Genomic DNA, 8517 nt, shown 5'->3' with positions numbered 1-8517 from the left:
TAGTTATTATCGCGCTTATCTTGTACCAATTTAATAAACTCTAAAGTACGTCCTAAAAGTTTATTATCAACAATTGCTCTCTGGCCAATTTCAGAGAGTCTATCGTAGATAGAGTAGGGAAGGATGACGCCGTTTAACCGAAGTTCCTTTCGACCATCAGGATAGTGCCAAACATCGATATATTTTCCGATTGCTTTACGGCTGATTTCATTGTCTTCAATTAAGTAAAGCATTTTATCATATTGAACTGTCAGCGATTTTGATATTCTTCGTGGTTCTCGCCAAGTAAAAATACTATTAAAATAGTCATCTATATCGAGTGGACGGTGAACATCAAAATCATGTCGAGATGCTGTAGCGAAACGACGATTATAATCGTCCATAAACTCATCAACAAAAGCATTGGCATCATCCATATACTGATACCTTTGAGTCTGAACTCCTTAACGAGGCAATCTTGAAGAGTTAAATGAGTACGTTCTACACGGCCTTTAGCTGAACGAGGTTGCTGGATTTTTGGTGCTCGTTGCTTGCGTGGGACCCACAGACCAGCTTTAACCATAAATGTTCGAACTGTCTCTTTTGAAAGATAAACATCATTCTGCTCAGCAAGCTTTTCACATGCCTGCGTAGGTCCAAAATCGTTATAACGCTCGCGGATTATGTTCAGAGCATATGCGACCAGACCATCAGGCAACTGATTGTTACTGGGCTTTCCACGACGTCGACTCGTCATTCCAAGCGGACCATCTTCTCGGTAACGCACCAAGAGATGACAGCACTAAATGGGTTAAAAGTGACATTACTATATTGGTGTAATAACCAAAGTACGCCTAACGTATCTTATGTTAAATTAAATCAATGGGACATTAAGTTCACAGTGGTATTTTAATACAGAGCCATTTCTTTAAATCCCTTCATTAGTGTAGATCAATCAATTTCATTTGCTCCATTCTCTTGTTCCACTAACATTGGACATAACATCTTCAAAATCGAAGTTTTGATCTATATTGGGGTTGAACTGTCCCCCTTCTCTACCATAGGTAAAACTTGAGCAATCACAACTATCCCCACTTTCACCGCAGTCCATACATTCCGGATTACAATAATCGATCATCCTATCAATGGCATTGTGCGCTTCGCAGTCATAATCGAAATGACCGTACCCAGTACTCCCACATCTCCTTCCATTAATAAAGTCGTCAATATCATCTATGCTTTTTAGATCACAATTGAAAATTGCAGCAATAGGTCTTAGAACCACCCTTGAATAGTCAAACCTGTATGATGGCATGTCAAAAAATACCTTCCCTTGATCAGGCTTAAGGCTATGGAAAGAAAGATCTCCATACTGCTCTGTGAGATGCTTATATCTACTCTTATCTAGTTCGACGTGCTTAAATGAATTGTTGACCGCATCCAGAAGTGCAAATTTATTGTTTATGTGGCTGCATCCATCTACTGCATATCGCTCATCGAAGCTTTTTATGAAACACTTTCTATTGGTACTGGTCTTTTTCTTTGCAATGAACAGCATATAGTCAACAGCATGGGCTAAAATCGCGTTAAACGAAAAAACATGATGCAGATTCACACTATTTTCGTTGAGCAAGCTAAAAAACTCTTCAGATGCAGGAATTAGGACATCATCTAAATACGATAAAAGATAGCCAGCGTCTTTTTCATCCGATTGTTTGTTGTTCGATTCCATAAATATTCTCTAACGTTCATAAGTAAATCGGGCATGCTAGTATAAGTATAATCAGCTATGAATAGCTACCAACTTGAGGAACTCCCACTATTAAGATACATGTAAATAACTTTCCAAAATGGCGCTACACCTTATCTACCAAAAACCCTATGTATAACAATGAGTTGAAGAAAACCATGTGTAGCGGAATTATGAAATCTTATTTACTTCGAGTACTAAAATTATCAAAAATCTTGGTATTCATTAATAAATAGGGCTAGGTAGCAGGCTCGTAAAACATTTCGAATCCACTGATGTTTCTGATTCATAAGGAAAGCAATGAGATGCATGTCATCGAAATCGATAAGTCCCATGTGTCTCAGCGCTGTTTCGTACCCCCTCTATAAATTCTACAAATTCAGGATTTCGAGTTAACCCATTGGGCTGGGGATCGTGAGCTGAATCGGATCCGAAAACTATCGGTTACCTTAAACAAAACTGAGGTTATATAAGTAATCATATGCCCACATTCAAGGCAATTGTATCCCACATCCGTGCCGAACCGATCAAATCATCTTCACCTAATATTATATCGGAAATCTGTGTGAGGCTCCCTCCCCCCACACCTCAATTTTGGCACAGCTTTTAAGTGGTTGAAATGAGTTCATTACACTCGCAGAAATGTTCAACTAATTTATCCAGAATTCAAGTTAGTTAGCTTATCTAACCACTAGTAACCTCGTCGATTAATCAGTGAGCTAACCCAACGACTGAAGGGATCTTGTTTATTTTTCACACCAATCATCACAGAACGTGCTCCCTGGACAAATAAAGTGCGCAGGTAACTGTCACCGGCTTTAGTGATTTTCCCCAAGCGGGATTTTCCTCCACTGCTGTACTGCGAGGGCGTTAGACCCAACCAGGCGGCCAGTTGACGGCCGCTTCTAAAATCATGGGCATTACCGATGCTGGCAACCAACGCACTCGCTGTTGTCGGACCAATCCCTTTGAGTTTCATCAAATTTTTACTACGATTTCCCCCGCTTAAGGGCGGTTCTGGAAAGTGAGGTTGGCTTTTTCGACAATTGCATAACTTTGATATCAGCGCGAAACCAGATACCTGAAAGCGAACAGGCCGCCCAGTGCTTTCGTAATACCTCACTTTCATATTAATCAGAGTTAGCAGACTTGTGAGATGTCCGAAATTCTTGCTCCACTACATCTTCCGAAGTACACCCTCCATGTCACTGACTCTCATCAGTCAAGTATTTTTTCCTTACCCGAAAAACCGGCACCATCATGACAAACAGGCTGCCGACAGCAAAAGCCCCTGCGGCAAACAACATATTCGCGACACTCCCCTCACCGAGGTGATCCCACAGGGTCATCGCTACCACAAAAATCAGCATGAACACGAAGATATAGGTAAATTTTTTACGGACTGGGAGGAGATGAAAAAGCGTGGTACGGATGAACGCTTCCTCCTCCTTCTTAGTGAACGCTACTCTGACTTTATCGAGATCGACTACCGGCCGGTAAAAAAGCTCATTGTTAACAGAAGTGCTAGCATAAGCCCGGATATCATCCGTTGATGGTAAGTCACTAGGCCACTTACGTGATACAATGACTCCATAAGCTTGAAGGACCGGTAGTGCAAACGCATAATGGTCAACCTTCTGAACATAGCGATTATCTAGAACAGCCAGAATGTCTCTGCCAGTAGCTTCCTCTTTGACATAAAGCTTTATTCTGTCAGCCTTCGGGTAATGATGGATATAGACTCGCGCCGGAATAGCGTTAATGTTGTGATGACGGCAGAAATTAACCCGGTTTTTCCCTTCACCGGGCAGAAATAAGCCTAGTTCAGGTATGTAAGTATAACTGGTACTACGAATCCCATAATCCGAAAAAATGTGTAATTTTATGCCTTCTTCGTTCTCTTCCGATAGATAACGGTCAGGCCACCACCGCCAACTGCACCCCAGTGTATGTGCTATCGGCACATACAGGATCTCCGGCTCATGAACCTCAGAATCACGGGGCAGAAAAGGAATGATTCTATTGAAGAAACACATACCGTGAGATGGGCCGTACTCACCGCCACCCATAGGGCCATGCAGGTCATCCGGTACATACCCGGAGTGATCTCTTGCCATCGTATCCACCTGAAACTTGAGATCGACAAATCTCCTGGCAGCTTCAGCCTGTTCGGATGATAGATGAGAAAGATCGGCCATTTTCATGTCTGAATCGTCCATTTTTATTGGCCAACTATACTGGCTAAGCCATTTTCTCTACCCTATCAAACTTCTTGTGTTATGTGTAAAAAGTGGCATCAGAGAAGACATTCTTACAACAGATTTCACGTGCGAATAAACCTCTTTAGCCTCACGGAGAATGTTGATGATCTGTTTTTCCGGACAACAGGTATCTCTGTTATGTACCTCAAGCTTCTGTCGAATCAATTTCTAAATGTGTGGGGCACCCTTCTCAATTCTCTGTGCCTCCTTAAGCTATGCACTGTACCATCAAACGTTGGAACTAAACATCTAGATCAGTTTATGAACTACGGTGTGTAAAAATCAAGCAAATCAAAAGGTGCCATTTCGAGCTAATTATGAACAATAGGAGATGCATTAATGATAAAAAATAGTTTAATAACAAATACATAGATATAATATTTCACCATGAAGCCAGTTTTGACGCAACATAAGTCAAATGATCTACAAGGATAAGTAACTTTATGAGATGCTATTTTTTAACTATTTATCAGTGATTTTTTTTCTTCTTAATCAGTTATTGACAAATTAGTACTCTATCGCTACAGACTAGGATATTTACCGCTATCATCCACCAGATAAATTTGCTTCAGATACCAACGATGATGTTGAGACATCAAATGATACTCATAAACGGATGTGTAGTACGTTTGCGGGAATCGCGTAGTTACCACAGCCTTGTCGTCATGTACTTTTACTGACAGGATCTGTTCGCACTGGGGATCGTGAGCTGCGTCGGATCCAAAAGCTATCGGTTCCCCCTTAAAACCTGGTAATGTGTATTTTGTTAGCAACCTATCCCAAGATTTCTGCGCCAGAGGCATCACTTGAGCCGGGGCATGTGTGTCATGTAACGCAAAAGCGTGATTATTCCATGTTAGATAATCTTGCTGAAAAGCACGCACCAGAGCTCCTGGAGAATTAACCTGTTTGGCTTGACCCGTTGAGAGCAATGCTCCATTTAACAACAACATGAATATACTCCAACGCTTATATATGTTCGTTTTTTTTGCACCTATGAGCTATCTTCAATTCGAAAGTGCGTAAAACGTGCTCCTATACATCGTAGGAACTCTGATTGACTGAGCTTTATAACGGCATCGGATAATCTAACCGCACGGAATGCGAATCTATTTTTTCGGGTGCTCGTTTTACGCAACCAATTGCTTTGTATACATCAATATGCTTCATAGTTTAAGCCACAGGTGATTTTATTGATGGCCGGTCTGACTTTCTAGGCACAAGAAGACAGGGAAACCCGGCTGCTTTACCGAGAGTGGTATTAATAATCATGCTGTGAACAGGGAATGCCATATTGATTATTGCACTCAGGGCAATGTTCCATTTCCTCAGCTTCGCTGTGAAAGTTCCATCCGTTTCGCCACGCTTTTAACAATTGAGGCTCATCAAGGAACATTGTTGGTGGTACTTTCATGCCAAAAGAGTATTCGTCATATCCACACTGGCGGGCTTCGAATAATACCTCATTCAATTCATTTTTAGCTTTTTCTGCATCAATAACACGCATGACTTTTGCTGATGCAAAAGCAATTCTGATTTGCAAACCACGCATAATTTTATCTCCTGAGGTAAAATGTATTTCACAACTTATTTATTTTAAAATTAGAGAACATTAGATATATATTTAACAATATACTTTAACATACGATGGAAAGTTTTTGAATTTGTATATTAGTACTTATTTTTAATTGTAGCTCCTTTGAGTCTGGCCTTCCATCTCTATAGTCCTATTATACAACAAATTACAATTATATATCAATATAGATATATAATAAATTTAGGATGCTCTTCCTTTTTATGATCTTTGGAAAAAAGCATTCAATGTGATGGTTATATCGAGGAATTACATAATTCCCCCAAAAATCAAAAAAACTTATTGAGCATGGACAAATTTCTTAACCTAGAGTTTCATGTGCAATGGAACAGAAAATTCCGTTAAGCAATCAATATAAATAACCAATATAAATAAAATAAAGGTATTATTAATAATTAAATGTTCTCAGTTCTCCTCTGGCAACAGATTCCAGTACTGTAACTACATATTTATGTGACTGTAGAGTAAAGGAGACTATTTTTCCATACTTTCATCCGTACTGGATACCAACCTGACTAAGTTCGACACGCTTTCCGTGAAATACATTTCTGCCCACAAAATGACGACCTAATCTCCGACGCAGTTATTGTAACGTTTTGCGCTGCTTATTTTCGCCGTCTAAATAAGAATCCATAACCGATTTTATTCATTCCTAGTTTTTGCTGTGCTGAAATCGACGCTAAGAAAGCATCAACGAGCTACATAGATTGGCAGCTGTGGTTCCGTGTGACTGTCTCATGCAACGATTGCCAAAGCCGTTCTATTTTATTTAACCAGGGGGAATAACTCGGTAGGTTAAATTTCAGATGCTGTGCCAACCAGTTTTTGACTTTCTGACTGTTATGGATGCAATAATTATCTAAGATTAATGTGAGCGTTTTCGTATCGGGATAGTGGGTATTAAGCTCATCTAACATCTTGATAAATAAATTAGAGTCCTTTTTTGTCCCTTTAACATAGACGACTTTCCTTGTTTGGTCATTGAGGCAGCCTGCAAGGTAGTGTTTTTCATTTTTTCCTGGCGTGACAACGCGTTTTTGCTGCCCTTTAAAACACCAATCCGCCCCGATTTTCGGATTTAAATTAATATCGACCTCATCTTCATAAAACACCAGATGTTGTACTGAGATATGGGTCAGGGCTTCTGTGATTTTTGCTCTTTTTTCACGATATTCAGGATCAGGTCGTTTTAGAGTGGGTGCAGCCCTGTGCCAGACAATACCTACCTTTTGGCAGTAGCGGTATAACGTACTTTGTGTGAGAGATAACTTGAGCAATTGATTGATAGTCTGGGGGATGAGCTCGAGACTTCAGTGTGAGCGAATATAGCTAAAATCTTGAGGCGAGTGCTGCAATACGGATAGAGCGGGGCTAAATTCCAAACAATGGGCCTGCCGGCAGATAAACTTTTAAGCCCTTCTAAGCCATATGAAGGTAAACCAGTTGATCCAGCGATTAACCGAAGAACGTGTAGCATGCAGGGTTTTGGCGATGTGAGTCACCATATGACCTTCATGTAGCATCAATAATGCCATCAATCGGCGGGCATAATTCTTATCACGGGTTTTATAGATAAGTTTCTTCATTTGTTGTCGTTCATTTCGGGGTCGCTCAGTCCATTTTGGGGTTTGTGATTTTTGGCGATTGATCAGATTGCAAAAATCGGACTGAGTTCCCTTCCAAGTGATCCATTATTTCGAAAGCTTATTTAGCTTCCCTCCCTCATTCACAAAAAAGAATCCATTAAAACATCATCTTTACTCACGAACGTTAAAACAATTGCTTTAAGATTATTTCGGTCAGTCTTATTGTTAATTTTTCGAGTGGCAAGGTGTTTTTTACCTGCCAAATACCTTCCCGCCTAATATCTTGGGTGCATCAATTAAATTCGAGCTAGTATTCTATTATCTGAGATGGATTACTTATAAGTGTTCTTATTTCATGACATTTATGTTTTTTTATAACTCTATCATTAATAAAAGGCTCTGAAAAATTACCTAGAATCATGTAAATACGGTTTGTGAGAATATTATATTTTTCCATATTTTTCGACAATTTAATTGCTGTAATAACTCCATAGTCATTGTCTTCATAAATAGAGGAGCATATAAGATATTTAAAACCTCTATGCATTTTACTATAATTGACCTTCACTATGATTGCTGCTTGTATTAATTTATTCTTCTGTAGTTTTGAATGTAATTCTGGGAGATAGCTTGTTGCGTAAAAATAATCCTTCCATAGGAGGATTTTCCCACCTGTAAGTAGTTTTATACTCGCTTGTTGTTGTTTGTTTAATAAACCGAATTTATATATATCCAAAAGACTAGACATTGTTTTGATATAAGTTGCTTTTCTCCCTTTTATTAAATAAATTCTATCTGTGGTGTCACTCGGTGGGTTAAGCTGAAATTCGGATGATTTAATATGCAGATTATTTATTTCATCTGAGTTCATTACGTGTATACGAAATAAGGTCTCACCACGATTTAAGGCATCAATGACATCTGACTGAGAGTATTTTGAGTTAATAGTGGTATTACCATTTGTTTTATATTTGCATTGATTGGTATGTATAAAACCTTTTTCAAGTCTAAAAAATGCTGGAATATACTGCGTTCTGTTATAACTCTCTCTTTTGTATGCATTAACATGCACTAATATGGCATTGCAATTTTTATCTGGGCATATTAATGGGAGGTGTAACTGGTCCTTATTGTAATTATTTGCATCAATTACCACCCCACTCTGATCAATTGCTGTGGTTATCTTTATTCCGCTCAATTACTTCCCCTTCAATAACTAAAAGATGAATAAAATATTTACTACTTTCTCAGCAAATATTTAAAAGAATTTTAGCCACTTCAGTTGCTGATAAATACTTTCTCAGCTGTAATTTAAGGCTGCGTGATCGCAATGAGTTCCGATGCTAC

5 protein-coding genes and 4 pseudogenes are annotated in these 8517 nt (G+C 39.1%); all 9 read right to left on the bottom strand.

All coding sequences use genetic code 11. From position 1 onward, the window contains the following. Window positions 1–781 (bottom strand): annotated as a pseudogene (locus OO184_RS21380) (transposase family protein); the annotation flags it as partial. A 159-nt stretch (window positions 782–940) separates the two neighbouring features. Next, complete coding sequence (locus OO184_RS21375; RefSeq protein ID WP_265380916.1) at window positions 941–1711, bottom strand: hypothetical protein; 771 nt, start codon at window positions 1709–1711, stop codon at window positions 941–943. A 224-nt stretch (window positions 1712–1935) separates the two neighbouring features. Then, window positions 1936–2076 (bottom strand): annotated as a pseudogene (locus tag OO184_RS25375) (hypothetical protein); the annotation flags it as partial. 347 nt (window positions 2077–2423) lie between these two features. After that, window positions 2424–2726, bottom strand: a pseudogene (locus OO184_RS21370) (transposase); the annotation flags it as partial. Window positions 2727–2934: 208 nt separating this feature from the next. Then, entirely contained in the window at window positions 2935–3948 is a 1014-nt protein-coding gene (locus OO184_RS21365) for a hypothetical protein (RefSeq protein WP_265380915.1), read from the bottom strand. A 563-nt stretch (window positions 3949–4511) separates the two neighbouring features. Then, window positions 4512–4943: a hypothetical protein gene (locus OO184_RS21360; protein ID WP_265380914.1), complete on the bottom strand. Its 432-nt coding sequence runs from the start codon at window positions 4941–4943 to the stop codon at window positions 4512–4514. 308 nt (window positions 4944–5251) lie between these two features. Beyond that, complete coding sequence (locus tag OO184_RS21355) at window positions 5252–5542, bottom strand: hypothetical protein (protein WP_265380913.1); 291 nt, start codon at window positions 5540–5542, stop codon at window positions 5252–5254. A gap of 647 nt (window positions 5543–6189) precedes the next feature. Beyond that, a pseudogene (locus OO184_RS21350) lies at window positions 6190–7170 on the bottom strand (IS630 family transposase). A gap of 307 nt (window positions 7171–7477) precedes the next feature. Further along, the gene (locus tag OO184_RS21345) at window positions 7478–8368 is read right to left on the bottom strand and encodes a hypothetical protein (protein ID WP_265380912.1); all 891 of its coding nucleotides are present in this window, start codon (window positions 8366–8368) and stop codon (window positions 7478–7480) included. Between the last annotated feature and the right edge of the window lie 149 nt (window positions 8369–8517).

The sequence above is a fragment of the Photorhabdus aballayi genome (assembly GCF_026153155.1).
Classification (GTDB): domain Bacteria; phylum Pseudomonadota; class Gammaproteobacteria; order Enterobacterales; family Enterobacteriaceae; genus Photorhabdus; species Photorhabdus luminescens.
The sequence above is the reverse complement of the archived record's forward strand: the minus strand, read 5'-3'. Positions and strand labels throughout refer to the sequence as shown.